Origin of the sequence: Clostridioides difficile ATCC 9689 = DSM 1296 (genome assembly GCF_001077535.1) — a bacterium.
Classification (GTDB): Bacteria; Bacillota; Clostridia; order Peptostreptococcales; family Peptostreptococcaceae; genus Clostridioides; species Clostridioides difficile.
The window spans coordinates 2,241,291-2,267,607 of sequence record NZ_CP011968.1 but is presented as its reverse complement, the minus strand read 5'-3'; the positions used below and the strand labels follow the sequence as shown (position 1 = coordinate 2,267,607).

The following is a 26,317-nucleotide window of genomic DNA, read 5'->3' as shown; positions in this document are numbered from 1 at the left end:
AAGGGGGATTTAAGATGATTGATATACTAATAAAAAATGCAATAATTGTTACAGTTAATAAAGACAGAGATGTTATATTTGATGGAGCAATAGCTATTCAAGGTGACAGAATCTTGGACATAGGAAATACAGTTGATATTGAGCCTAAGTATCTTGATGCTAAAAAAGTTATAGATGCTAATGGAAAAGTAATATTCCCTGGCTTTATAAATACTCATAATCACCTGTTCCAAGTGTTATTAAAAGGTTTAGGTGATGATATGGCACTTCATGAGTGGTTAAATACAATGATGTTTCCATCAGCAAAATTCTTAACAGAACAAGATACTTATGATGCTGCAATGCTTGGATGTATGGAAGGTTTAAAAAGTGGTATAACTACAATGGTTGATTATATGCATACTCACAATAGACCAGGACTTACAGATGGAATAGTAAAGGCATATAAAGATTTAGGCATAAGAGGGGTTGTAGGTAGAGGTTGTATAGATTTAGGTATTCACAAAGAGCTTATAGAAGATGTGGAAACGGTTGAAAAAGATTTGAGAAGGGTATTCGAAAAATATCATAATTCAGAAAATGGAAGAATAAAAATCTGTGTAGCTCCTTCTTCAATGTGGGCTATATCTGAAGAAATGGGTAAGATGCTTTGGAATATAGTTAAAGAATATGATTCATATTTTACAGTTCATATATCTGAAACAGAATTTGCAAGAACAGCAACAAAGGATATACATGGAGAAATAGATATAAAATTACTTGAAAAATGGGGTATAGTAGGTCCAGAAGTTGTAGCAGTACATTGTGTATGTATAACTGATGAAGACATGGAAATGCTTAAAAAGTATGACATAAAAGTTTCTCATAATGTAGCAAGTAATATGTATCTTGCTTCTGGTGTTGCACCTGTGCCAGAAATGTTAAAAAAAGGTATAAATGTGAGTTTAGGTCTTGACGGTGCAGCAAGTAATAACGCACAAGATATGGTAGAGCTTATGAAACTAACAGCTTTACAACACAAAGTAAATAATTGTGACCCTCTGGCAATTTCTGCAGAGAAAGTTCTTGAAATGGCTACAATTGAGGGAGCAAGAACTCTTAGAATGGAAGATGAAATAGGTTCTTTGGAGATTGGGAAAAAAGCTGACCTAGTAATATTTAACTCAATGCTTTCTCCAAAATCAATACCTCTTCACAATCCTGTATCAACTTTGGTATACTCAGCTAGTATGCACAATGTAGAGAGTGTTTTAGTTGATGGAAATGTAATACTTGAAAATGGAAAAGTAACTACAATTGAAAGTGAAGAACAAGTGTTGCTTAATGCACAACATGCAGCAGAAGAATTATGTAAGAGAGCTAATGTAACTAATAGAATGGAAGGACATAAGTGGAATAGCTTATACTAATATTAAAATAAGATTGTAATAATATTCTATTACAACATTAGTTTATCTGTAGGAGGAGAAAATGGAAAAAATAAAATTAAATATTAATGATTACATGTATGAAATAGAAGTTGAAAAGAATGAAACTCTTTTGCATGTACTTCGTGAAAAATTAAATCTAACTGGAGCGAAACAAGGTTGTAATAGTGGCAGTTGTGGAGCATGTAAAGTTTTGATAGATGGAGTTGACATGAAATCTTGTAAACTTCTTGCAAAAAACTGCGAAGGTAAAGTTATATACACTATAGAAAGTTTTGCTAATGGAGAAAATCTTCATCCAATACAAGAAGCTTTTATAGAAGTTGGAGCTGTACAATGTGGATATTGTACTCCTGGTATGATTATAACAACACAAGCTCTTTTAAATAGAAATGCATCTCCTAATGAAGATGAAATTAGAGAAGCTTTTAAAGAAAATCTCTGTAGATGCACAGGATATGTAAAGATTATAGAAGCTGTAAAATTATCTGCAGCTAGATTAGGGGGTAGATAATTATGGAAAAGGTAATAGGAAAATCATACCCTCTAAAAGATGCAGCTTTAAAAGTTACTGGTCAAATGAAATACGTGGCTGATATGAAACCACAAAATGTACTTTACGCTAAGATGCTTTTAAGCCCTGTAGCACATGCAAAAATAAAAAGTATAGATACAAGTGAAGCTGAGAAAGTAGTAGGTGTTAGAGCTATAGCTACTTATCTCAATACATCACAAAGAAAATACAATGGTTCATTAAGATTTTATGAGCACAAAATACCTGAAAATGAAGTTATATTTTCAGATACAGTTAGATTTGTTGGTGACCGTGTTGCAGCAGTAGCTGCAGAGACTCCAGAAATAGCAGAGAAAGCTGTAAAACTTATAAAAGTTGAATATGAAGAATTGCCAGCTGTATTTACTATACAAGATGCAATAAAAGAAGATGCTATCTGCATACATGGAGATTCAAATATAGTTTCTCAAAACAACATAAATGGGGGAGATGTAGAAAAAGGCTTCAAGGAATGTGACTATATATTTGAAGATGAATACTCTACTCCAGCAATACATCATAGTGCAATAGAGACTCATAGTGTAATTGCACACTATGATTATAATGATAAATTAACTGTACATACACCTTGCCAAAATACATTTGGATTTAGAATAATACTATCTCAAATTTTTGGGATGTCATTAAATAAAGTAAGAGTTATAAGACCTGCTATTGGAGGCTCATTTGGTGGAAAATTAGAACTTACAATTGAACCAGTAGCAGCCGCATTATCAAAAATGACAAGAAGACCAGTTAAAATGGTTCTTACAAGAAAGGAATCTATGATATCAACAAGAACTCGTCATGGGTCTTTTGTAAAATTAAAAACTGGTGTAAATAAAGATGGTGAAGTAATAGCACAAGACATAAAAATATATACAAATACAGGAGCATATGCATCAAGTGCTTTAAATGTTATAGGAGCACTTAGTCATAAAGTATTTAAAGTTTATAAAATACCAAATATAAAGTTTACTGGGATGCCTGTATATACAAATACACCAATAGCAGGAGCTATGAGAGGCTATGGGTCACCTCAAATATTTATGGCTCAACAAGCTCAATTTGCGAAAATAGCAAAGGAAATAGGTATGGATTTAGTCGATTTTCAAAATAAAAATGCAGTAGAGCCAGATGATGTCGATATAATCTTCCACGGTTCTCTTGGAAATCCTAGAGTATTGGATTGTATAGAGCAAGGTAAGAAGATGTTTAAGTGGGATGAAAAGAAAAAACTTCCAAAAGAAGAAGGAAAATATTTAAGAGGTATAGGTATGGCAATAGGTGCACATGGTAATGGAGTTTTTGGTGCACATAGAGATGTTGTTACATTGACTCTTAAATTAAATGAAGATGGTACGTTGACACTACTAACAGGAGCTCATGATATGGGTAATGGTGTTGTAACTATGCAAACAATGATGGTAGCTGAAGTTTTAGGAATAACACCTGATAAAGTTGATACATTTGAAACTGATACGGATGCATGTACATTCAACCTTGGTGACTATGCAAGTAGAGGGGTATTTGTAGAAGGTGGAGGAGCTAAAAAGACAGCAGAGAAATTGAAAAATCTTATATTAGAAGAAGCAGAAAAATTACTTGAAACATCAAAAGAAGATTTATATCTAGACAATGGATGTGTAATTAGTAAACTTGATGAAAATGTAAAAGCATCACTTTCTGATGTCGCAGTATATAGTCAAAGTAAATCATTAAGAGAGTTAACTGTTGTTGAAGATTATTCTTCACCAGCTGGACGTACTTCTTATGGTGTACATTTTGCTGAAGTTTTAGTAGATAAAGAAACTAAGGATATAAAAGTAGTTGATTTTGTAGCTGTACATGATGTTGGTAGAGTTATAAATCCTCTAAATTTAGAAGGACAATTAGAAGGTGGGATTCATATGGGTCTAGGATACGCATTGAGTGAAGAATTGGCATTTGATGAACAAGGTAGACCTAAAGCTACTGATTTTAAAACATATAAATTATTTAGAACTGTAGATATGCCAAAATGTCAAGTTGCATTTGTAGATGGTTATGAAAAAGCTGGGCCTTTTGGTGGTAAGAGTATTGGAGAATGTGCCGTTGTACCAGTTGCGCCAGCTGTTGCAAATGCAGTATATAATGCAACTGATGTAGAGATACATTCATTACCAATAAAATTAAAATAGTAGAAATTAAAGCAGAAATAACAATTTATTGTATTTGTAAATAGATAATAAAAATAGATTTATTTGGTGAGGAGATATTATTATGGCAAAGATATTAGGTATTTGTGGAAGTCCACGTAAAGGAGCAACAGAATATGCAGTGTTAGAAGCTTTGAAAGAAGCAGAAACTATACCTGGTATAGAAACTGAGTATTGGTCAGTTAGAGGGAAAAAAATAAGTCCTTGTGTACATTGTGATGCATGTATAAGAAAAGAAACTATGTGTATTATAAAAGATGATATCCAAGAATTAGAGCAAAAAATATTGGAGGCAGATGGAATTATAGTAGGTTCTCCAGTTTATGATATGAATATAACTGCTCAACTTACAGCAGTATTTAATAGACTTCGTCCAATGTATTTAGTTCATCCAGGAAAACTTCAAAATAAGGTTGGTGCAGCTATAACTACTGGTGGAACTAGATATGGTGGCCAAGAATTGACAAAACTTCCTATAATAAATTTCTTCCTAATGCATGAAATGTTAGTGTCTGGAGGTTTAGGTGGATGCTATATAGGTGGTACAATATGGAGTAAAGATGGAAAAGCAAAAGGTGCCCAAGAGGATGAGACAGGTATGGACACAGTAAAAAGACTTGGAAAAGGTGCAGCAGAGGCAGTTATGGTTTCTAAGTTTGGTCTTGAAAAATGGAATGTCGTAAAAGAAGAATTAGATGTTAAAAAAGATGAAAAATCACCTCTTAGAGACCACTAAAGATTTATTATATTATTGAATATATACAAATAGTGATGTAATAGATTATTGCATCACTATTTTATGTTTTAATTTAGATTTTATAAATTTTATATTAAAAAATATAGAAACAAAGTGTTTTGAGATTTATTTTTAAATTTTAAAAATGAGAATTAAAAAGTGAGAAGATAGAAAAGGTTTTTTAGTTATTAAATTCTACATACATTGTATGAACTAAAGATAGAAAAGAAAAAATAATAAAAGCATTGCAATTTCTATACTAAAGAGTCATGGAAAAATATCTAGTATATATTTAGTATTGGCATGTTAATTGCTTATATATTAAAGTATAAAAATTTAACAATAATTTGGAGGTATTTTAGATGTTAAAAGAAATTAAATGGAAAGTAAATAATTTGCCAAAGGGCGATAAGGAAAATTGTATCAAATTTTTAAATGAAGAAGAAATAACTAAGGTTAGAAATTTTCACAAAAGCTTTCCTCAATATAAAGAAACTCCATTAGCAAACCTAGAAGGTTTAGCAAAAAAATTAGGTGTTGCAGGAGTATATGTAAAAGATGAATCTTATAGATTTGGATTAAATGCATTTAAAGTATTAGGTGGTTCTTATTCTATGGGTAGATACTTAGCTCAAAGATTAGATACAGATATATCTGAGTTAGGGTATGACAAATTAACTTCAAAAGAAATAAAAGAAAAATTAGGAGAAATAACTTTCTTTACAGCTACAGATGGAAATCACGGTAGAGGAGTTGCTTGGACAGCTAATAAATTAGGTCAAAAATCTGTTGTATTAATGCCAAAAGGTTCTTCTGAATTTAGATTAAATAAAATTAAAGGAGAAGGTGCAGATGCTAGTATAACAGACTTAAACTATGATGATGCAGTAAGATTAGCTAATGATTATGCAGAAGCTGATGACCATGGAGTAATGGTTCAAGATACAGCATGGGACGGATATGAAGAAATACCAGCGTGGATAATGCAAGGATATGGAACTATGGCTCAAGAAGCTATAGAGCAATTAAAAGAATATGGAGTAGATAGACCAACACACGTATTTGTTCAAGCAGGAGTTGGTTCACTTGCTGGTGCAGTTCAAGGGTATGTTGCTTCAATATATGATGAATGCCCAATAACAGTAGTAGTAGAGGCTGACGAAGCTGATTGTTACTATAAATCAGCAGAAGCTGGAGATGGAAAACCAAGATTTGTTGGAGGAGATATGCCAACTATAATGGCAGGGCTTGCTTGTGGAGAACCAAATACTATAGGATTTGAAGTATTAAAAAATCATGCAGCAGCATTTGTTTCAGCACCAGACTGGGTTTCTGCTAAAGGTATGAGAACATTAGGTAATCCTTTAAATGGTGATGAAAAGGTAATTTCTGGAGAATCTGGAGCAGTTACAACTGGTCTTTTAGTAGCAGCTATGGAAAGAGAAGATTTAGCAGATTTAAGAAAAGATTTAAAATTAGATGAAAATTCAAGAATACTTTTAATAAGCACAGAAGGAGATACTGACCCTGACAAATATAGAAGTATAGTTTGGGATGGAGAATATCCAAGTATATAAGGAATTACTAAAATGCAATTATTAGATATTGGTTTACATATTTAGAAGATATATAAGTTCTAAAATTTAGAAAATATATAAGTATATAAAATACATACATTATAAAAAATCTAGGGGGATAATGAAATGTTAAACGAACAAAGAAAACAAGAAGTAACTGAAATATGCCAAAAATTAATTCAAAATCCTAGTTCTTCTGGAAATGAAGAAGGTGTTGTAAAAGCAATAGAAGAGTCTTTTGAAAAATTAGGTTTTGATAGTTGGTCAAGAGATAGATATGGAAATATAGTAGGATGTATAAAAGGTAACAAGCCAGGTAAGAAAATCTTATTTGATGGACATATAGATACAGTTCCAGTTCCAGATGCAAGTAAATGGAGTGTTCCTCCTTTTGAAGGAAAAATAGTTGATGGAAAGATATATGGTAGAGGAACTTCTGACATGAAAGGTCAATATACTGCAATGATGTCTGCTGTAGCGTATTTTGCTAAAGACACTAATAGAGATTTTGCTGGAGAACTATATGTAGCAGGTGTTGTTCATGAAGAAATATTTGAAGGTGTTTCAGCTAGAGAGATAAGTAAGGCTGTTCAACCTGACTATGTTGTAATAGGTGAGTCTTCAGAGTTAAACTTAAAGATTGGTCAGAGAGGTAGAGGAGAAATAGTAGTAGAAACTTTTGGTAAACCAGCTCACTCTGCTAATCCAGAAAAAGGTGTAAATGCAGTTTATAAAATGGCTAGTGTAATCCAAAAGATACAACAATTAGTACCTCCAACTCATCCAGTTTTAGGTGATGGAATATTAGTTTTAACAGATATAAAATCTTCTCCATATCCAGGAGCATCAGTAGTGCCAGATTATTGCAAAGCTACTTTTGATAGAAGATTATTAGTTGGAGAAACAAGAGAAGGCGTATTAGCTCCAATACAAGCTTTATTAGATGAAATGATGAAAGAAGACCCAGAATTAAATGCAAAAGTTTCTTATGCGGTTGAAAAAGCTGATTGCTATACAGGAAATACTATAGAAAGTGAAAGATTCTTCCCAGGTTGGTTATATGACGAAGAAGATGAATTTGTTCAAGCAGCATATAAGGGATTAAAAGAAGCTGGAATAGATTCAGAAATAACTCAATACTCATTCTGTACGAATGGAAGTCACTATGCAGGTGAAGCTGGAATAAAAACTATAGGATTTGGTCCTTCTAAGGAAAATCTTGCTCACACAATAGATGAGTATATAGAGCAAGAACAGTTATTTGTAGGAACAGAAGGTTACTATGGAATATTAAAATCTGTATACGGAAAATAATATTTAGTTCACAATAAATTATTTAAATATAGTCTAGAGGTGCTGAATATAGCACCTTTAGAAAATACAATTTTAAATAAAGTTTTACAATACTTAGAAAATACTTTAAAGCTTAAAAGTTAGGAGGTATATATGGGAACAATACTAAGAGGTGGAACTATAATTACCTCTGATAAGACTTATATAAGTGATTTAAGGATAGAAGATGAAAAGATAGTTGAAATAGGAAATAACTTAGAAATAAATGGTGATAAGGTTATTGATGCTACAGGTAAAATTGTAATTCCTGGTGGAATAGACACACATACTCATTTTGATATGAATGCAGGTTCTATTACAACTGCAGATAATTTTGAAACAGGAACAAGAGCAGCTATAGCTGGAGGAACTACTACAATACTAGATTTTGCAGAAGCCAATGAGGGGGAAAACCTACTGCAAGGTGTAGAAGCATATCATAAAAAAGCAAGTGGAAATTGTTATTGTGATTATGGTTTTCATATGACAATTACATGTTTAAATAAAGATACATTTAATCATATGGAAAAACTTATTTCAGATGGGATAGTATCTTTTAAGATGTATATGGCATATGATGGCATGAAAGTAGATGATGGAACAATATACAGGGTTTTAAAGAAAGCAAGGGATTTAGGTTGTATAGTTGGATTTCATTGTGAAAATGGGGATTTACTAGATGTATTGATAGAAGAAAATATACAAAATGGTAATTTAGAGCCAAAATATCATCCACTTACAAGACCTAACATAGTTGAGAAAGAGTCTGTTTCAAGACTTGCTGATATAACTAAATTATCTAATTCAAAATCCTATGTAGTCCACTTAAGTTGTAGGGAGTCACTTGAAACTGTAAAAATGGCTAGAGAAAAAAATATAGATATGATAGTAGAAACATGCCCACAGTATCTATTATTAGAAGACAATTTATATAATAAGGATAAATTTGAGGGTGCTAAGTATGTAATGTCTCCTCCTTTAAGAAAAAAAGAAGACATAAATTACCTTTGGGAAGGATTGTCTAGTGGAGATATTCAAACAGTTGGCACAGACCACTGTTCATTTAATTTTAAGGGGCAAAAAGACTTGGGAATTGATGATTTCAGTAAGATACCAAATGGAGCACCTGGTGTTGAACATAGGTTAGCACTTTTATATACATATGGGGTCTTAGAAAATAGAATAAGTGTAAATAAGTTTGTGGAAGTTACTTCTACGAATGCTGCAAAAATATTTGGAATGTATCCTAAAAAAGGTGAGATAGCTGTAGGAAGTGATGCAGATATAGTCATTTTAAATATCAATAAAGAAGAAACAATTAGTTATAAAACTCAAAAACAAAATGTAGATTATACTCCATATGAAGGATTTAAGGTTAAATGTAAAGTTGAAGATGTATTTTTGAGAGGAAATCATGTAGTACAAAGTTGTAATGTTAAAGAACATCCAACAGGTCAATATATTAAAAGAAAAATTACTAAATAATGCGGGGGGAAATAAGAATGATGGATATACTTATTAAGAATGCCATAATAGTAACTGTGAATAAAGAGAGAGAAGTTATTTTTGATGGGGCATTAGTAGTAAAAGATAACAAGATTGCTGATATTGGAAATTCTAAAGAGATAGAAAGTAAATATACTGATGTTAAAAAAATTATAGATGCTAAAGGTAAAGTTTTATTCCCAGGTTTTATAAATACACATAATCATTTATTCCAAACTTTATTAAAAGGATTGGGAGATGATATGGTACTTAAAGACTGGTTAGAAACTATGACATTTCCAGCAGCTAACTATTTAGAGCCAAAAGATACTTATGATGCTGCAATGCTTGGATGTATTGAAGGACTTAGAAGTGGTATAACAACAATGGTTGACTACATGTATCCTCATAGTAAGCCAGGTCTTTGTGATGGAATAATAGATGCTTATAAAGAATTAGGAATAAGAGGAATACTTGGAAGAGGATGTATGAATACAGGAGCTCAATTTGGAGTTCATCCTGGAATAATGCAAGATGTAGAAACGGTTGAAAAAGATGTAAGAAGATTGTTTGAAAAACACCATAATACAGAAAATGGAAGAATCAAAATAGGAGTAGCTCCTGCAGCAATATGGTCAAATTCTCAAGAAATGCTTGAAATGCTATGGAGAGTAGTAAAAGAATATGATGATGCTTTATTTACAGTACATATATCAGAGACTCCTTTTGATAGAGAAGCAGCAAAAGAATTGCATGGGCAATATGACATAGATGTTTTAGAAAAATTAGGAATACTTGGACCAAATGTGCTTATGGTACATTGTGTGTATCTAACTGAAAAAGATATGGAACTTACTAAAAAATACGATATGAAAGTGTCTCATAATACAGCAAGTAATATGTACTTATCTTCAGGTGTTGCACCAGTACCAGAAATGCTTAAAAAAGGAATAACAGTTAGTTTAGGAGTAGATGGAGCCGCTAGTAATAACTCTCAAGATATGCTTGAACTTATGAAATTAACAGCACTTCAACATAAAGTTAATAAGTGTGACCCATTAGCAATGTCAGCAGAAAAAGTTCTTGAGTTGGCAACTATAGATGGAGCAAGAGCTATTGGAATGGAAGATGAGATAGGTTCATTGGAGATAGGTAAAAAAGCAGACTTACTAATATTTAATCCAATGCTTTCACCAAAAGCGATACCTATGCATAATCCGGTATCTACATTAGTATATTCTTCTAGTATGAAAAATATAGAGAGTGTTATAGTAGATGGAAATATAATAATGGAAGATTCAAAAATATTGACAGCTAATGAAGAGAAAGCATTAAAAGATGCTCAAGATACAGCTGAGAGACTTTGTGTAAGAGGAACTATAAAAAATAGAATGGAAGGTCATAAATGGAATAGCCTTTATTAATAAATGTAATTTATTCATAGAAAAGTATAGTAAAACTTTAGCTTAAAAATATGAGTTTTGAGGTGATTTATTTGATTATCAAATGTACCATAAATAATAAAGAAAAAGAATTAAGTATAAGACCAGATGATTTTTTAGCAGATACATTAAGAGAAAATGGATATGTAAGTGTTAAAAAAGGGTGTGATACAGGCTCATGTGGGTTATGTACAGTGATGGTAAATGACAAGGCCGTGCTTTCATGTAATTATCTTACTGCTAGAGTAGACGGTCAGCATATTACAACACTTGAGGGTGTCTTGGATGAAGCAAAGAAGTTTGGAGATTTTCTTGCAGACGAAGGGGCTGACCAGTGTGGATTTTGTGCTCCTGGATTTATAATGATGGTTTTGGCAATGAAAAGAGAGCTTCAAAATCCAACAGAAGAAGAAGTTATAGATTATGTAAATGGTAACCTTTGTAGATGTACAGGATATAAAGGTCAATTAAGAGCAATACATAAATATTTAAACACTTAGACTTTTAAGTGAAAATTAAGTTGATATGGGGAGAGAGTATGATAACTATAAAGGAATATGTAGTTCCAAAAAGTTTAGATGAAGCTTATGAACTGCTAATATCAAGAAAAAACAACATAATACTTGGAGGATGTGGATTTTTAAAACTAGGTAGTAAAAATATTGGCTCAGCAATAGATTTAAAAGACTTAGCTTTAGATTATATAAATGAAACTGATGATAGCATATTAATTGGAGCAGACACAAGTTTAAGAACTTTAGAATTAAATAAGGTTATTAAAAATTACTGTAATGGGGTAATTTCAAACGCTGTTTCTAATATAGTAGGAGTTCAATTTAGAAGTGGAGCTAGAGTAGGAGCTAGCGTATTTGCTAAGTATGGATTTTCAGATTTAATACCTTCATTACTAGTGGTAGATGCAAAGGTTAAGTTATATAAAAAAGGGGTTATGAACTTAGCTGATTTTTTAGAAAGTGAGCTTGAAAAAGATATATTAATAGAAGTTATATTACCTAAAAAAGATGCTATAGGTGTATTTGATTCTATAAGAAAATGTACAGGTGATTTTGCAGTATTAAATGGAGCAATGTTAAAAGAAGGAAGTATTTATAAAATTGCAATAGGCGCTAGACCAAGAAGAGCAAAAATTGCCTATAAAGCAAGTGAAATATTAAGTTTAGAAAATGATATAGAAAAAGCTGGTGAAGTATCAAGTGAAGAACTTTCATTTGGAAGTAATATAAGAGGAAGTAAAGAATACAGAAAAGATATGGCAAAAGCCTTAGTAGTGAGAATGTATAATAGTATTGGAGGTGAGTGTGATGGTAAATAAAGAGGTAAGAAAAATAGATAGTGAAGCCATTGTTACTGGAAAACCAATATATACAGAAGATTTAATTTTTCATAAAGATGTTTTAACAATTAAGCTTCTTAGAAGTCCACATGCTTTTGCGAAGATAAAAAACATAGATATAAAAAATGCATTAAAGGTAAAAGGTGTAGTAAACATATTCACTTACAAAGATGTTCCAAATTATAGATATTCAATGGTTGGAGAGTCATATCCAGAAGCATCACCTCATGACCAATTAATACTTGAAGACGTAGTTAGATATGTAGGAGATGAAGTTGCTATAATAGCCGCTGAAGATGAAAGGGCTGCTATTAAAGCTATGAAACTTATAAAAGTTGAATATGAAGTAATGACTCCTATATTGGATGCAAGAGAATCGGAAGGAAATAAAATTTTAATCCATGAAGAAGATGATTTGTTTTGTCCATTTGATTTTGGATTGGATGCTACAAAAAATATTGTATCGAGAGAAAAAATGGGTAAAGGGGATGTAGAAAAAGAGTTTAAAGAAAGTGATGTAATAGTAGAACATTCTTATATGACTCAATCACAAGCCCATTGTATGATGGAAACTCATAGAGCTTATACGTATATAGATACGAATGGCAGATTAGTAGTAACTTCTGCAAACCAATCAGCTTATCATATGAGAAGACAGGTTTCTAAAGCACTGGGAATACCTCTTTCAAAAGTGAGAGTAATAAAACCAAGAATAGGTGGAGGTTTTGGTGGAAAAAACATAGCTGTAACAGAGATATATGCATCATTTGTAACTTGGATGACAAAAAGACCAGCAAAACTAATTTATACTAGAGAAGAAACTTTTGCAATGACTAATACTAGACATCAGATGTTTTTTGATATAAAAATTGGGGCAGATAAAGAAGGAAACATAAAAGCTATAGATATGAAAGCATTGAACAATACAGGCGCTTATGGTGATAATGGACCTTCAGTTTGCTCTGAATCAGGTCATAATGTACTTCCAACATATAATAATGTACCTGCAATAAAATTTGATGGGAGAACTGTATATACTAATTTAGTTCCAGGAGGAGCATTAAGAGGATATGGAGCAACACAAGGTACATTTGCACTTGATTGTGCAATTGATGAATTAGCGCATAAACTTAATATGGACCCAACAGAAATAAAGTTAAAGAATATTATAAAAAAACAAACTGAAGGCGGAATAATGAATTTTCCAATAAGAAGTTGTGCACTTGATGAATGTATAATTAGAGGTAAAAAACTTATTGGATGGGATGAAAAGTACCCTGTTAGGGATATTGGCAACAATAAGGTGAGGGCTGTTGGAATGTCTGTGGGAACTCATGGTTCTGGTATAGCCAACATAGACATGGCAATAGTAAATATGAGGATGGATGAAGATGGAACTTATAAGTTGTTTTCTGGGTCTTCAGACTTAGGAACTGGTTCTGACACAATACTTGCACAAATAGCTGCAAAAGCATTGAATACATCTATTGATAGAATTTCCGTTTATACAGGAGATACAGATATGTGTCCATATGATACTGGTGCATACGCTTCTTGTACTACTTATGTAACTGGAAATGCTACAATAAAATCTGCTGAAAGTTTAAAACAAAAGATATTAAAAGTAGCACAGAAGAAACTCGATTTACCAATAGATGATTTAATACTATATGAAGACAGAGTTTGTTATAGTGAAGATGTAGAGAAGTTTGTTTTGTTAAGTGAATTAGGAAAAGAATCTGTTGGTGGTGGAAATCAAGAAGTTTTATATTCATCTGAATCTTATGGTATACAAGAGAGTGCTAAACCATTCTTAGCAGGATTTGCTGAAATAGAGTTAGATAAAACAACAGGGGAGTTTAAAGTAATAAATTATGCTTGTTCTACAGATTGTGGTACCGTTATGAATCCTGCACTTGCTAGAATACAAGTTGAAGGTGGTGTAACTCAAGGTATAGGGCTTGCAATGTATGAAGACCCTAGACATGGTTCTGATGGAAAGCTTCAAACTTCTAATCTATTACAATACAAAGTTCCAACAAAAAAAGATATAGGAAACATAATTGTTGATTTTGTAGATAATTATGAGCCAACAGGTCCATATGGAGCTAAATCTTTAGGAGAGATAGTTATTCATACACCTGCACCAGCAATAGCAAATGCAATATACAATGCCACAGGAGTTCGTATAAGAGAACTTCCTATAACTTCTGAGAAAGTTTATATGGCCATGAAAAAATTAAATCAGGGAGGTAAATAAATGATTGCTATTAAAAGTAAATACTTAATATCTTCTGCTGATGAAATATATACAAATTCTGCTGTTGTAGTAGAAAATGACATTATAAAAGATATATTGCCAAATGAAGAAGTTGAAATAAAATATAAAAATATTGAAGAAATAATAGATAAATCAGATGCTATAATAATGCCAGGATTCGTCAATGGTCATATGCATCAATATGGAGTTCTTTCTAGGGGAATACCGGCAAATGTACATTTTACTGACTTTGAAGGTTTTTTAAATGACTATTGGTGGCCATTTATAGAAAATAGAATTGGATTAAAAGAAGTGAAGGCAACAACTAAAGCATCAGCAATAGAACTTATAGAATCTGGTGTGGTAGCTTTTTGTGATACCCTAGAAGCTCCAAATACAGAAGAAGGAACTTTAATTGAGCAAGGAAAAATACTAGAAGAAATAGGCATGAAAGCGATTTTATCCTTAGAAAGTTGTGAAAGAATAAGCTTTGAAAATGGACTTAGATGTTTAGATGAAAATTCTAATTTAATAAAGTGGAGTAGAGAAAATAGTAAATTAATAAATGGAATAATGTGTACACATACAAGCTTCACATGTTCTGATAGATTTATTAAGAAAGCTAAAGAAGATGCAAAAAAATTAAATGCACCAATGCAATTTCATTTATGTGAGAGTATATATGAGCCAAACTATGCTGAAAAACACTTTGGCAAAAAAGCAGTTGACTACTATAATGATTTAGATATATTGGATGAAACTGTATTAGCATCTCAGTGTGTAAAAGTAAATGATGAAGAAATAGATATATTAAAAGAAAAAGGCGTAAAAGTGGTTCATATGCCTCTTAGTAACTGTGAAGTAGGTGGAGGTTTTTCTCCAGTACCAAAAATGATTAAAAAAGGCATAAAAGTGGCACTGGGTACTGATGGATATATAAATGATTTTTTTGAAGTTATGAGAGGTGCATTTTTAATGCATAAATCAGTTGAAGAAGATGCATCAGTAATGCCAGCAAATTTAGTATTTAGAATGGCAACAGAGCATGGTGCTTATGTATTAGGACTTCAAAATTCTGGTAAAATAGCAGTTGGTAATAAGGCTGATATAATAGTTATGGAAGATGAATTTAAAACTCCTGTGACTCTTGATAATATATTTGACCAGATAGTAGTTCAGGGTAAAAAAGAATTTATATCAAATGTATACATAGATGGTAGACATATTTTAAAAGAAAAACAGTTAGTTGATTTAGATAAAAAAGCTATTGTTAAAGAAATGAAAGAAGTTGCTTGTGAATTTTGGAAATTTTAACGAATGTAAATATATATGAAAAGGGGAAGCAGATAATGTATAATTTTTTAGGTAAAGAATTAAAATCACCACTTATAATAGGTTCAGGACCATTAACATATAGTGCAGCTGGATGCAAGATATTAAGTGATGCAGGAGCAGGGGCAGTTGTGACTAAGACTATAAGAAAAGAAAGAGCTATAAATCCAGCACCACATATGGTTAGAAATACAGCTAATGCTCTTTTAAATAATGAAAAATGGACAGATTTTGAGCCAGAGCAATGGATAGATTTTGAAATACCACAAATGAAAAGAGATGGGACTGTCTGTATAGCTTCAATAGGTCATACAATTGAAGAAAGTAGCGAATTAGTAGAGAAAGTTGCAAATGCAGGAGCTGACTTTATTGAATTAGTATCTTATGACTATAGAGATTTGATACCAATGCTTAAAGATGCAAAGGAAAGAGTAAATATACCTGTAATAGTTAAACTTCCTCCTATGATAGATGAGATAGGCGATTTTGCTAAAAAATTAGAAGAAGCAGGAGCAGATGCAATAACTGCTTGTGACTCTGTAGGACCAGCATTTAGAATAGACATAGAAACAGGGCAACCTTTATTAGGTGGAAATGGAATAGGATATTTAAGTGGAGAAACTATCAAGCCAATAACTTTACAGAGAATATATGAAATAAAAAAACAAGTTAATATACCAATAATTGGCTTAGGTGGATGTGTAAGTGGAGATGATGCCTTAGAAATGATTATGGCAGGTGCTGACTTTGTTGGTATATGTTCAGTAGTAATTTTAAAAGGTGCACAAGTAATATCTAAAATACATGATGATTTAAAATCTAATCTTAATAGATTAGGATATAATACTATAGAAAATGCTTGTGGTATAGTACATAATCATATGGGAGATGTTAATGAAAGACTTAGCTTTGAGTTTACTTATGATGAAGAAAAATGTACTAAATGTAAGATGTGCGAGAGAGTTTGTGCATATCAAGCGAGAAAATTGAATGATAAGATGGAATTGAATGAAGAAGAGTGTAGATATTGTGGACTTTGTATATCAGTTTGTAAACCAAAAGCACTTGGAAGAAAAATTTCATGTTCAGAGCTGAATGTATAGATTATTTTATAAAAAACAAAGTTTTAAATAAAAATAAGAAAGGCTATCTCAAAGAGATAAGCCTTTTTTGTTGTTGACCTTATTTTTGTTTATTTGTAGTTATTTTAGATATTAATTAGTTTTGAAGTAATAAAGTGAATCAATTTTGTTTAATTAAAATTTTAATAATTCTGATATATATGTTAACATTGTATAGCATTTGTGTAAAATGTTATAATAATTAATAGGGATGGTGATGCAAGTGCAAGAGAAGATTTTAGAGTTATTATATACTATAAATGAAGATGTAGTTAGCATAAAAAATGATATGTCGGAAGTAAAACAAGAAATAAATGTGTTAAAAGAAGATATGTCGGAAGTAAAACAAGAAATGACTGTAATGAAAGAAGACATGTCGGAAGTAAAACAGGAAATAAATGTATTAAAAGAAGATATGTCGGAAATGAAACAAGAAATGACTGTAATGAAAGAAGATATGTCGGAAGTAAAACAGGAAATAAATGTATTAAAAGGAGATATGTCAGAAGTAAAACAGGAAATGATTGTAATGAAAGAAGATATGTCCGAGGTAAGACAAGAGATAAATATAATGAAAGAGGATATGTCCGAGGTAAGACAAGAGATAAATACAATGAAAGAGGATATGTCGGAAGTAAGACAAGAAATGACTGTAATGAAAGAAGATATGTCGGAAGTAAAACAGGAGATAAATGTATTAAAAGAAGATATGTCCGAAGTAAGACAAGAGATAAATATAATGAAAGAAGATATGTCCGAAGTAAGACAAGAAATGACTGTAATGAAAGAAGATACATCAGAGGTAAAACAAGAGATAAATGTAATGAAAAAAGACATGTCAGAAGTGAGACAAGAAATAACTGTAATGAAAGAAGATGTTTCCGAAGTTAAATCAGAAGTAAACTTTATGCAAAATAAAATAAATAACATTAATGAAGATATGAATGGAATTAAGGACGAGGTATCCATAGCAAATGAAAAATTATATGGAATTGAAATTAAGATTGATAGTCTAGAATGTGAAGATAAATCAATGAAAGAGATACAGATAGAACAGAATAATATTTTAGGAAGTTTATTACATAATTCTGAAATAAATAAAGCTACTCATGATAATATAGAACATAACATAGCATATATAAAAGGTGACACTAATTCTATAAAAGAGGATATAGCTGAAATAAGAAGAGACTTAAATTTAGTAGAGTTAGCCACTAGTAAAAATTGGAGTGATATTGTCAAACTAAAATCAGTAAAGTAGTATTTTAATTCACTAATTTATCATCCACAAACTAAGAATTTTATATAAAAGAATTTATAGTGTTCTTACTATTTATTATAAATTTTAGAAATGAAAATAAAAAATTGAGAAAAGACCGTTAAAAATTTGTTTTTAGGTCTTTTTTTTTATGTAAATACAATTAATTTATAAAAATAAAACCTAAAATTTAGATGATAAAATCTAATAGAACGCTTGAAATAAGTAAAATTTTATCAATGAGAACATAAAAATTTTATACTATACAAATGTATGCAAATATTGGCACTAAAATTGCTCTATAAAAATTATAAATAGTAATATGAATAAAATTTTTACTATTAAAAATAATATTACTATTTTGCTTATAGATATATATATCTATAAATAGATAGAAACTTGTATATTTTATGTTGCAGATACAAATATAGTAAAGGAGAGTACATTGGTACAACTGAGATACATAGCTTATTAAGTTTTTCTGTCTTATGAGAATTATATTATAAAATATTCATAAATATTTTGAGTTTAAATTAAATAATTATTTTATGCTTAGATTAATTGATATTTAATTAATTTAATAACAAAAACAGTGAAAGAGTAAATAATATTATTTACAGGGGGTAAAGCAAAGTATGTTAAATAAATTGTACTTTTGGCCCCGTACATAGAGAAATCTATGTAGGACACAACTTTAAAACCAGTAAATCCTAAAGCCTTGCAACTACAATAAAAGATAGAAAGAAACTTTTATGAATGTGGTGAAAACCAGAAACAATAGTGAGGATGGTATATGGTGAGAGCCTAAGTACTTAAAAATGGACATTTGGTCGCCAAGCCTAGAAATAGGAAGGTCAAACGACTATCTCGAGAGAGAGTACACTATAAGCGATTGATAGTGGAAACGGGTTGCTCTTAGCAGGTAATGCTGAAGATGAAGAAATAGTCTACGCTCATATGAAAGTATGAGGTCACTGGATTTGAAGTGACATCTATAAAGTAGCGTTTATAGGTAAATGTTTAAAACTTGAAACATGTAAATACTTATGAAAACTTATAACTTATAATGATTAAGATTGAAAGATTTAAATTGAATTAAATTTACTATAAAAAATTAAAAATTCATAGCTATAATACTCTTATATTTGTAAAGCATGGTATATAATGTATACAAAATTAAAGAATACGTTTATTTGTTAATAATTAAATTTATTGCATCTGTTTTTTAAGACTAAAAACTTAAATATATGTTGGAGTATAGTTGATATTTATGAACATCATTAATTTAATATATTAGATTTTTAAGTATTTATATAATTCAATAAGTTTTATGTAACGGGAGTTTTTATTATGAAAGCAAAAAGTACATCAAAATTTGAATTAGACGGAATACCACCACTAAAGGAAGCAATACCTTTAGGGTTACAACACTTAATGGCAATGGTAATAGGTAGTTGTTTACCAGCGATATTGATTGCAAATGCAGCTGGACTTAATCATAAGATGTCAACATTATTGATTCAAGCCGCATTAGTTTTTGCAGGATTATCAACTTTATTACAATTATATCCAATACCTTTGTTTAAAGGTTTTAAATTAGGAGGAGGAATACCAGTTATAATGGGAGCTACAGCTATGTTTATAGGAGCTGGGGTATCTGTTGCAAGTAAGTATGGACTACCAGTATTATTTGGCTCTCAAATAATAGCTGGTATAGTAATAATTATAATTGGTTTTGGTCTTAAAAAAATACGATTTATATTTACTCCAGCTGTATCAGGAACAATAGTTGCATGTATGGGTCTTGGACTTTTTCCAATAGCTATAAAAAACTTAGCTGGGGGTATGGGCAATGAGACTTTTGGGAATCCAATTAATTTTATAGTTGGAATATCTGTATCTCTTATGATATTAGGATTAAATAAGTATGGAAAAGGATTATTTAAAGATGCATCAATATTAGTTAGCATAATTTTTGGATACATTTTATCATTAATTTTGGGTATAGTAAATTTTTCTTCAATTCAGGAGTTTACTTTGGTTGCACTTCCAAAACCACTTGCTTTTGGGCTAGATATAAGACTTGAAGTTGTTGTAATGTTTTCAATAATATATTTAGTTGAGATAGCTGATATAATGGGTGCTTGTACACTTTCTGCGGTAGGAGGGCTTAATAGACAAGTAACAGATGAAGAACTTTCTTCTGCTGTTTTAGGAAATGGAGTACTCTCTACAATAGGTGCATTATTTTCTGCAACTCCAATGGGGATGTTTGGACAAAATTCTGCAATCGTTTCCAATACAAAGGTTGTAAGTAAATTTGTACTAGCTATTGGAGGAATTGGATTATTTTTGGCAGGAATATCGCCTTTATTAGCTAATTTAATAAGAACAATTCCTCCCTGTGTGGTTGGAGGAGCAACACTCGTTATATTTTCAACTCTTACAACATCTGGTTTAAGACTTGTTAGTATGGATGGATTTAATCAAGAAAATAGCATGATATTAGGTCTTTCTATGGCTTCTGGTATTGGATTCATGGTAGCTCCTCAAGTTCTTGAAAAATTTCCAAAATTTATAGAGACATTACTTGCAGATTCAAGTGTAGTTTCAGGAGCAATGGTAGCCATAATAATTCAAGCTTTATATATGGTAAAATTTCCTGGAAATAAAAGTGATAAGGTTGAGGATAAAAATAAAAGTTTATAATGTAAAGGTTTAATATATGTGAATTAAATATACTACAATTATAAATATAAATAAAAGATTTATTAAAAACTTTTGTGTTTTAATAAGTTAATGATGGGGGGATAAGATGGTTACTATAAAGGAATATTCAGTTCCACAGAGTTTAGAAGAAGCATATAAAATTTTAATTTCTAAAAAAAATAATGTTATTTTAGGTGGATGTGGATTTATAAAATTAAGTAATAAAAATATAGGAACAGCGATAGATTTAAAAGATATAAATCTAAATTATATAAAAGAGGATAAAAAAAATATTTTGATAGGTGCAGATACTTCACTTAGAAGTTTAGAAATTGATAAAACTATAAAAAATTACTGTAGTGGAATACTTTCAAGCGCTGTTTCTAATATAGTTGGTGTTCAATTTAGACAAGGGGCTAGAATTGGTGCAAGTGTATTTTCAAAGTATGGCTTTTCTGACTTAATACCAGCGCTTTTGGTTGTTGGAGCGAAGGTGAGATTATACAATAAAGGAATACTAGAGTTAAGTGAGTTTTTGGATAGTGAATTAAGTAGGGATATATTGGTCGAAGTAATACTACCAAAAAAAGATGCAATAGCTGTTTTTGACTCAATAAGAAAATGCACAGGAGATTTTTCTGTATTAAATTCAGCAATGCTAAAAGAAAATGATACTTACAAAATAGCAATTGGGGCAAGACCTCAAAAAGCTAGATTAGCACTTGAAGCGAGTAATATATTAAATAAAGAAAAAGATATAGATAAGGCATCTATTGTTGCTAGTAAGGAACTTACTTATGGAAGTAATATGAGAGCTAGTAAAGAGTACAGAAAGGATATGGCAAGTGCATTAGTTAAAAGGATGTATAATGCTATTGAGGAGGGAATGTATAATGATTAATAAGGGGATAAGAAAGATAGATAGTACAGCAATTGTCACAGGAAAACCTCTATATACTGAAGACCTCATTATGCATAAAGATGTTTTGACATTAAAACTACTTAGAAGTCCACATGCTCATGCTAAGATAAAGAATATAGATACATCAAAAGCCGAAAAAATTCCAGGGGTTGTGGGTATTTATACGTATAAAGATGTACCACAGGTCAGATATTGTGTGCCAGGTCAAACAGAACCAGAAGCATCACCTTATGATAGAGTTTTACTTGAAGATACAGTTAGATTTATTGGAGATGAAGTAGCTTTAGTGGCTGCTGAAGATGAGAAAACGGCACTTAAAGCCTTAAAAATGATAAAGGTAGATTATGAGGTTTTAAAGCCTGTGTTTGATGCAAGAGAAGCAGAAGGAAATGAAGTTGTTATACATCCAGAAAAAGACATAGTAGAGCCATACCCTTTTGGATTGGATGCAAAAAATAATATAGTATCAAAAGAATTTTTTGAATTTGGAGATGTTGAAGCTAAGCTTAAAGAAAGTGATTTTGTGGTTGAATCTTCATACAAAACCCAAAGTCAATCGCATTGCATGATGGAAACTCATAGGTCATATTCATATAAAGATATAAATGATAGAATTGTTGTAGTTTCATCATTACAATCACCACACAATGTAAAGAGAATACTTAGAAAAGTATTGGGTATACCATCTTCAAAAATAAGAGTAATTAAACCTAGAATAGGTGGTGGATTTGGAGGAAAGAATATAGCAGCAACAGATATATTTACTGCATTTGTTACTATGAAAACTGGTAGACCAGCAAAATTTGTATTTACAAGAAGTGAAACTTTTGTAGGTTCTAATAGTAGACATGAAATGTTTTTTGATGTTAAAGTTGGTGCAGATAAAGAAGGAAATTTAAAAGCAATAGAGCTAAAGTCATTAAACAATACAGGTGCTTATGGTGGGAATGGTGTCTCTGTTTCTTCCGAATCTGGACACAATACCTTACCAATATATAATGATATTGATGCTGTTAGATTTAATGCTAGAACAGTATATACTAATAGGTTACCAGCAGGAGCACTTAGAGGGTATGGTGCTACACAGGGAATATTTGCAATAGATAGTGCTATTGATGAATTGGCACATAAGATTGGAATGGATCCACTTGAATTTAGAATTAAAAATATAATAGATAGGTATACCAATGGAAAAGCAGCTGAAGACGAAATATTAAGTTGTGAGCTGAGACAATGTATAGAAAAGGGCAAGAAATTAATTAATTGGGATGATAAATATCCATGTAAAGATATAGGAAACAACAAAGTAAGAGCAGTAGGTATGGCAGTAGCAAATCATGGTTCTGGTATACCGCGTGTAGATATGGCAACAGTCACTATAAGAATGGATGAAGATGGCACATATAAACTATTATCTGGTCTTGCTGACTTAGGTCAAGGGGCTGATACAATTCAAGCTCAAATTGCTGCGGAAGCTTTAAATACTACTGTAGATAGAATTTCTATTTATACAGGTGATTCAGACTTATGTCCCTATGATACAGGAGCATTTGCTTCTTGTACGACAACGGTTACAGGAAATGCAACAATAAAGACAGCAAATAAATTAAAAGATATATTACTTTCAGTTGCAGAGTCAAAGCTAGGATTTAAAAAAGAAGATTTAGAGTTGGGAAAAGACAGGGTTTTTGTTAAAAACGATAATAGCAAGTTTGTTCTATTAGAGGAATTGGGTAGAGAATCTGTTGGAGGAATAGGATTTGCTAGTGATGATGTACCAGTAGTTTTGGAAGCAACAGAATCTTTTGGCATGTTGAAAAAAATAAAACCATTTATAGCAGGATTTGCAGAGATAGAATTAGATAAAAATACAGGCGAATATAAAGTCATAAATTTTGCATGTGTACCTGATTGTGGAACAGTTATAAATCCAACTTTAGCTAGAATACAAGTAGAAGGTGGTGTGATGATGGGTATAGGGTTTGCAATGTATGAAGACCCTATATTTGATAAAGATGGTAGATTATTAACAGATAGTTTCCTACAGTATAAAGTTCCTACAAAAAAAGAAGTTGGAAATATATTGGTAGATTTTGCTGAGAATTTCGACCCAGGAGGTCCTTATGGTGCTAAATCATTAGGAGAAATAGTTATACATACACCAGCACCAGCTATAGCAAATGCAATATTTAATGCTACAGGAGTTCGTTTAAGAGAGCTTCCTATGACTTTTGAAAAAGTTTATATGGGTATGAAAAATAATAATAAACAATTATAATAAATAATAAGATGTATAAAAGCAAGTAAATTTAAATTATTTTGTAAAATAAAGTAATTAAATGGACATTATATATGGTGTTTTGTAAAAATACCGTATATAATGTCTAGTAGAGTATATTCTAAAGGAGGTGAGTTCATGTCAAACAGAATAAAAAATATACACTATGGAACTCAGAGACAACAATTAAAAAACTTAACTAAAAAAGAATATCAAGCTCTACGAGAAATGTGCTTCTTAGCTAAGAACTTATATAATGTTGGTACATATAATGTAAGACAGCATTATTTCAATCAAGGAGAACATCTTAACTATGAAGCTAATTATCATGTATGCAAAGAAAATGAGAACTATAAGCTTCTCAATAGTAATATAGCGCAACAAATATTAAAAGAAGTAGACAGTTCGTTTAGGTCATTTTTTGGATTAATTAAATTAGCCAAAGAAGGAAAATATGACTTTAGAGGGATAAAATCACCTAAATATTTAGATAAAGAAGGATTTTTTAGCATAATAATAGGTCAAATAAGAATCAAAGAAGATGGGATTTTAAATGTACCTATGTCTCCAGCATTTAAAAAACTATATGGGAAAGTAAGTATAAAAGTTCCACAAAATATACTAGAGAAAAAAATTAAAGAAATAAGAATAATACCTAAACATAAAGCTAGGTTCTTTGAAATTCAGTATTGTTATGAAATACCAAAATCAGAGGAAGTTTCAAATCAAAAAAATGCACTAGCTATAGACTTGGGTTTAGAAAATTTATGTACATGTGTTACCAATTTAGGTGATAGTTTTATCATAGATGGAAAAAGGCTAAAATCTGTGAATCAGTGGGCAAACAAACAGAATGATAAAATAGAAGCCTTAAAATTAAAAAAGAATATAACTGCAATAACAAGAAAACAATTTAAAGTTTGGAATAAGAGAAATAATCAAGTTAAAGACTATGTAAATAAAACCTGTTTTTATATAATTGATTATTGTGTAAAAAATAATATTGGAAATTTAATTGTAGGATATAATGCTAAGTTAGAAAAAAGTGATAATATGGAGAGAAAAATATATAGAAATTTTATAAGAATCCCATTTGGAGAGATAAAAGGAAAATTAGAATATCTGTGTAAAATAAAAAATATCAATTTTATTAGGCAAGAAGAAAGCTATACTAGTAAATCAGATTTTTTTGCTGATGATTTTCTACCTGATATCAATGTGGACAATGTTAAAAAATATGACTTTAAAGGGGAAAGAATAACGCGTGGACAGTACAAATCCAGTGTTGGAATCATTATAAATGCAGATGTAAATGCGAGTCTTAATATACTAAAAAAATCACAAGTAGTTAATTTATCTAATTTACAGAATAATCCTCAAATATTAAAGCAACCACAGAGAGTAAGAATATCTTAATTATATTTAAAAGATAAACTGATAGCGTAAGCTTACAGCTTAGCGGCGAATTGGATCCGCCTTGTTGTTTACAACAGAATCTATTTACTTTCGAGTTTATGGAATTTCAAAAATCACTTTTACTAAAAAGGTCTAACTATAATAATTAAGAGATTAGAAAACTGGTTATAAGAGGTGAAAGTGTGGAACTATCAAATATAATAGAAAAGAATGAAATAATAACTGTAGTTGGAGCAGGAGGAAAAACTTCGCTTATAAACTATTTTGCAAATTTTTATAGAGATAAATTGAAAGTTCTCCTTACAACAACAACTAAAATATATGTACCAAACGATTATGACAATATAATTATTACAATAGATGGAACTGTTATTCCATCTATTTGTCATGGAATAACAGTCTGTGGCAGTTATATAAATAATGAAAATAAATTAGTAAGTATTGATTCCTCTATTTTGGATGAAATTGTAGACCAATTTGATTTAGTTTTAATAGAGGGAGATGGCTCAAAGAGAAAAAAACTTAAAGGTTGGAATGCTAAAGAACCAGTAGTATATCATAAAACTACAAAAACCATAGGGATATTAGATATAACATCATTTGGAATGAATATTAATGAAGAGAATATACATAGAGTAGAAATATTTAAAAAAATAGCAAATTTAGATACAAGTAGTATTAATAGTAGTTCTACAGTAAGTATTGAAAACTTAAAAAATATAGTATTAAATCCAAATGGATTATTTAAAAATTATTCTGGAAAAAGAGTATTATTTATTAATAAAGTTGAAAATGAAAAATATAAAAATTTAGCTATAAAATTAATAGAAAATATTAAAGAATATGAAAGTGAAATAGAGATATTTTATGGAAGTGTAAAACAAAAATTTTGTGTAAGATATTGAAGTATTAAAATA

General features: G+C 30.6%; 19 protein-coding genes. All 19 read left to right on the top strand.

Annotated elements, in window-relative coordinates; all coding sequences use genetic code 11:
* The first annotated feature begins 14 nt into the window (after positions 1-14).
* Positions 15-1,409, top strand: a complete 1,395-nt coding sequence (locus CDIF1296T_RS11010) for an amidohydrolase family protein (protein ID WP_009897237.1) — start codon at positions 15-17, stop codon at positions 1,407-1,409.
* Positions 1,410-1,470: 61 nt separating this feature from the next.
* Entirely contained in the window at positions 1,471-1,941 is a 471-nt protein-coding gene (locus CDIF1296T_RS11005; protein WP_003434079.1) for a (2Fe-2S)-binding protein, read from the top strand.
* A 2-nt stretch (positions 1,942-1,943) separates the two neighbouring features.
* Entirely contained in the window at positions 1,944-4,160 is a 2,217-nt protein-coding gene (locus CDIF1296T_RS11000; protein ID WP_003434082.1) for a xanthine dehydrogenase family protein molybdopterin-binding subunit, read from the top strand.
* 82 nt (positions 4,161-4,242) lie between these two features.
* Positions 4,243-4,914 carry a flavodoxin family protein gene (locus CDIF1296T_RS10995; protein ID WP_003424384.1) on the top strand — a complete coding sequence of 224 codons (672 nt, stop codon included), beginning with the start codon at positions 4,243-4,245 and terminating at the stop codon, positions 4,912-4,914.
* Positions 4,915-5,276: 362 nt separating this feature from the next.
* A complete protein-coding gene (gene dpaL / locus CDIF1296T_RS10990; protein WP_009890217.1) occupies positions 5,277-6,491 on the top strand; it encodes a diaminopropionate ammonia-lyase in 1,215 nt (404 codons plus the stop codon).
* Between the two features lie 126 nt (positions 6,492-6,617).
* Entirely contained in the window at positions 6,618-7,805 is a 1,188-nt protein-coding gene (locus CDIF1296T_RS10985; RefSeq protein WP_009897234.1) for a YgeY family selenium metabolism-linked hydrolase, read from the top strand.
* Positions 7,806-7,937: 132 nt separating this feature from the next.
* Complete coding sequence (gene hydA / locus CDIF1296T_RS10980) at positions 7,938-9,308, top strand: dihydropyrimidinase (RefSeq protein WP_009897232.1); 1,371 nt, start codon at positions 7,938-7,940, stop codon at positions 9,306-9,308.
* 17 nt (positions 9,309-9,325) lie between these two features.
* Entirely contained in the window at positions 9,326-10,732 is a 1,407-nt protein-coding gene (locus CDIF1296T_RS10975) for an amidohydrolase family protein (RefSeq protein WP_009890213.1), read from the top strand.
* A gap of 71 nt (positions 10,733-10,803) precedes the next feature.
* Positions 10,804-11,250 carry a (2Fe-2S)-binding protein gene (locus CDIF1296T_RS10970; RefSeq protein ID WP_009890210.1) on the top strand — a complete coding sequence of 149 codons (447 nt, stop codon included), beginning with the start codon at positions 10,804-10,806 and terminating at the stop codon, positions 11,248-11,250.
* A gap of 38 nt (positions 11,251-11,288) precedes the next feature.
* Positions 11,289-12,083 carry an FAD binding domain-containing protein gene (locus CDIF1296T_RS10965; RefSeq protein ID WP_009890208.1) on the top strand — a complete coding sequence of 265 codons (795 nt, stop codon included), beginning with the start codon at positions 11,289-11,291 and terminating at the stop codon, positions 12,081-12,083.
* Complete coding sequence (locus tag CDIF1296T_RS10960) at positions 12,073-14,364, top strand: xanthine dehydrogenase family protein molybdopterin-binding subunit (RefSeq protein WP_003434362.1); 2,292 nt, start codon at positions 12,073-12,075, stop codon at positions 14,362-14,364. Before CDIF1296T_RS10965 ends, CDIF1296T_RS10960 begins: the two co-directional genes overlap by 11 nt.
* Complete coding sequence (locus tag CDIF1296T_RS10955; RefSeq protein WP_009897229.1) at positions 14,365-15,678, top strand: amidohydrolase family protein; 1,314 nt, start codon at positions 14,365-14,367, stop codon at positions 15,676-15,678.
* 35 nt (positions 15,679-15,713) lie between these two features.
* Positions 15,714-16,799, top strand: coding sequence for a dihydroorotate dehydrogenase (locus CDIF1296T_RS10950; protein ID WP_009897227.1), 1,086 nt, complete (start codon positions 15,714-15,716; stop codon positions 16,797-16,799).
* Between the two features lie 235 nt (positions 16,800-17,034).
* Entirely contained in the window at positions 17,035-18,078 is a 1,044-nt protein-coding gene (locus CDIF1296T_RS10945) for a hypothetical protein (protein WP_225549840.1), read from the top strand.
* 1,347 nt (positions 18,079-19,425) lie between these two features.
* A complete protein-coding gene (locus CDIF1296T_RS10935; RefSeq protein WP_003435100.1) occupies positions 19,426-20,784 on the top strand; it encodes a uracil-xanthine permease family protein in 1,359 nt (452 codons plus the stop codon).
* A 106-nt stretch (positions 20,785-20,890) separates the two neighbouring features.
* On the top strand, positions 20,891-21,685 hold the full coding sequence (locus CDIF1296T_RS10930; RefSeq protein ID WP_003435102.1) for an FAD binding domain-containing protein: 795 nt from the start codon (positions 20,891-20,893) through the stop codon (positions 21,683-21,685).
* Positions 21,678-23,984 (top strand): xanthine dehydrogenase family protein molybdopterin-binding subunit, encoded by a 2,307-nt coding sequence (locus tag CDIF1296T_RS10925; protein WP_003435106.1) that lies wholly within the window; start codon positions 21,678-21,680, stop codon positions 23,982-23,984. The genes CDIF1296T_RS10930 and CDIF1296T_RS10925 overlap by 8 nt, the downstream gene beginning before the upstream one ends.
* Before the next feature lie 138 nt (positions 23,985-24,122).
* Positions 24,123-25,400, top strand: coding sequence for an RNA-guided endonuclease InsQ/TnpB family protein (locus tag CDIF1296T_RS10920; protein ID WP_009897221.1), 1,278 nt, complete (start codon positions 24,123-24,125; stop codon positions 25,398-25,400).
* A 182-nt stretch (positions 25,401-25,582) separates the two neighbouring features.
* Entirely contained in the window at positions 25,583-26,305 is a 723-nt protein-coding gene (gene yqeC, locus CDIF1296T_RS10915) for a selenium cofactor biosynthesis protein YqeC (protein ID WP_003435113.1), read from the top strand.
* The last annotated feature ends 12 nt before the right edge of the window (positions 26,306-26,317 follow it).